The sequence below is a fragment of the Saccharopolyspora sp. genome (assembly GCF_017434145.1).
Taxonomy (GTDB): domain Bacteria; phylum Actinomycetota; class Actinomycetes; order Mycobacteriales; family Pseudonocardiaceae; genus Saccharopolyspora_C; species Saccharopolyspora_C galaxeae.
Window position 1 is genome coordinate 1 of the sequence record NZ_JAFRFW010000698.1, and the last position, 2,452, is coordinate 2,452.

At 69.8% G+C, this 2,452-nt stretch carries 2 protein-coding genes and 1 pseudogene; 1 reads left to right on the forward strand and 2 read right to left on the reverse strand.

Annotated features, from left to right (window positions below):
- A pseudogene (locus tag IJH84_RS19070) lies at positions 1 to 843 on the reverse strand (hypothetical protein); the annotation flags it as partial.
- A gap of 392 nt (positions 844 to 1,235) precedes the next feature.
- Positions 1,236 to 1,547 carry a hypothetical protein gene (locus IJH84_RS19075; RefSeq protein ID WP_295146968.1) on the reverse strand — a complete coding sequence of 104 codons (312 nt, stop codon included), beginning with the start codon at positions 1,545 to 1,547 and terminating at the stop codon, positions 1,236 to 1,238.
- Between the two features lie 237 nt (positions 1,548 to 1,784).
- Here IJH84_RS19075 and IJH84_RS19080 point away from each other — a divergent pair.
- A partial coding sequence (locus IJH84_RS19080) for a DUF6542 domain-containing protein (protein ID WP_295146970.1) occupies positions 1,785 to 2,452 on the forward strand: 668 nt, incomplete at its 3' end.

The window sequence follows — 2,452 nt, forward strand, 5'->3', positions numbered from 1 at the left end:
ATGAGCGGCCAGACCTTCTCCGAACGCGCGGCCGTCGTCGACGACCCGCGGGCTCGGCACCACCTGCGGAATCCGCAGCCGGAACTCGTTGACCTGCCCGGGACCTTCGAGCTGCGCGACCGGAGCGGCCGTGCCGGGCGCGACGGAGAAGTCCCGGCGCGTCGGCTGCGCACCTTCCGCGGGCCCCTTCGGGTCGGCGATGCCGAACCGGCGCAGCCGGTCGATCACGTCCTGCGCCGGATCGGCCGGGTCGAAGGTCTGCACGCCCTCCGCATCGGCGAAAGTGCGGTAATCGACGTGGTAGAAGGCCGGATTGTTCTGCACCGTGACCCGCATCGACTCGCGGTACGGCATCGGCACCTTGATCACCGCGCCGCCCGCGGAGTCCTCGGCGTTGCCCACCAGCGGCCAGACGAACGGGGCGCCGACGCGGCCGCTGACCACGTCGATCAGCGGCGCGTCCAGCACCGTCCGCCCGTCCAGCTCGATGGTGATGTTGCCGGTGCCGGTCACGTCACCCCACGGCTCGCGGGTGAACCACATCGACGAGATCTCGCCCGCACCGGCCCGCTCCGCGATCACGCAGCCGCGTTCGGAGTTGCGCAGGCACGAATAGGTCCCCTCGAAACCGTCGTCGTTGCTGCCGTCGCGGGCGAAGCTGGAGAACTGCCCGCTCTGCTCACCACCGCGCAACTGCGTGAGCCCGCTCGGATCGCGGTAGGTGTCCCATCCGACGCTGCCCTTGTTCGCCGCCGGTGCTTGCTGGGCGTGCGCAGGGCCGGTGTCGGCCACCATCGCGGCGGCGGCCAGCGAGGCGGCGCCGAGGTAGGCGCTGAGCCGCACGGGCAGCCCTCGCTCGGTAGTGCCGGGCCTGGATCTGCTGCGAGAACTCATCAAAGCTCGCCCTCCCCACATCGCTGCCCGCATTGGACAACGGTGTCCTGTCGTTCGACGCGCGGTTGGGATACGTATCTCCCCCGGAACAAGGGGCGCGAAGATCGCGCCCCGTTTCATCCGGCAGGGTAGGAAGGTGTTCCGTTCGTTCCAAGGCACATCGCGGACCCCCTGGAATCCGGGGGTTGAAATTCACTCAATGAGATGGTGACGAGCGTAGCGGCCGGAAACTACCACCATCCAGGTGGATTTGCTTTCATTCGGGTCTCGGCCGAGAAACATTCCACGGAAAGTCGCACGTCAACGCGACGCGTGGCTCGCGCGGTAAACACGGTGCGCACTCAGCACCGATTCGGCCGGGAGCAGACCCGCTCCGCGTTCTCCTTCGTGATCAATTCCGTTCGTTGCGGTGGGGCTGTGCAATCGATCGACGGCTTCTCGGCGACCTCGGCCGCTTCCGCGCCATCGGTCGGGTGCGGGTCGGTGGCCTGGAACCTGCCGGATCGCCGGACGCGGATGCCGCCGGATTCCGTCGGCAGGCCGTCGATGCCGGCGAACGGCTGCCGCTCAGCGGCGGGCAGCTGATCAACCGTGTGGTCGCGCGCCGACGCAGCGGTGATCGCGATGAGCTCCACGAGTGGCGCTGTGCTCATGAAATCACCTCGCCCGACCACGGCACCCGAGGCAACCGGCCACGAGAAAACGATTGCTCGAAGTTAGGTTTTCCGGCCCGCCGTGTCAAGGTCCACAGCCCGCTCGGCCGAGGCCCGGCCGCCGTTCGGCCGCGCCATGATCACGATCCGGTCACCTCGGGGTAAAACCCGCAGCCATGCGGCCGACTAGCGGAGAGGCCGTTCCGCGGTCGCTCCGGGCAGTTACGGTTGGCACCCGTGACCGCCACACGCGAGCGCCAGAGCGCCCCCTCCCCCGACGACGGCGCCCCCCGATGGTCCGAACGGTCCGCGTTCGGCAACCGCAGAGGCGTCCCGCTATGGGGCGCGCTGCTGCTCGCACTCGGCCTGGCGGTGCTGGGCACGGCAGCCGACCTGCTGGTCAACGCCAAGACCGCGACGCTGACCAACTCGGGGTTGGTGATCGGCTGCGTGCTGGCGGTCCTGCTGGTGCGGCGCGCGAGCGTGTTCGGGCCGATGGTGCAGCCGCCGCTGGTCACGCTGGTGGTGCCGGTGCTGGCGATGGCGTTCGGCGCCGGGTCGGGCAGCAAGGGCATCTCGGGCCTCGCGCTGGAACTGGTCAACCCGCTGATCAACAGCTTCCCGATGATGGCGACCACCACCGGTGTGTGCGTGGCGATCGGGCTGGTGCGGATGTTCCTGCTGCAACGCGCGCGGGACGCCGAAAGCGGTGATCCGGAGGCGACCGCGCAGAAGAAGCCGGTCCGCGACCGGCAGCCGCGGAAGGACTCCGCGAAGCAGGAAGCTCGCAGCAAGGAAGGCGCGAAGCGGGACGAGCGCGGCCGTCCGCAGCGCCGCCCCGCCGAAGGGCAGGGCAACCGGTCGCGGCCGGACTCCGGTGCTGCCGGGCGCGGCCGCCCCGCTTC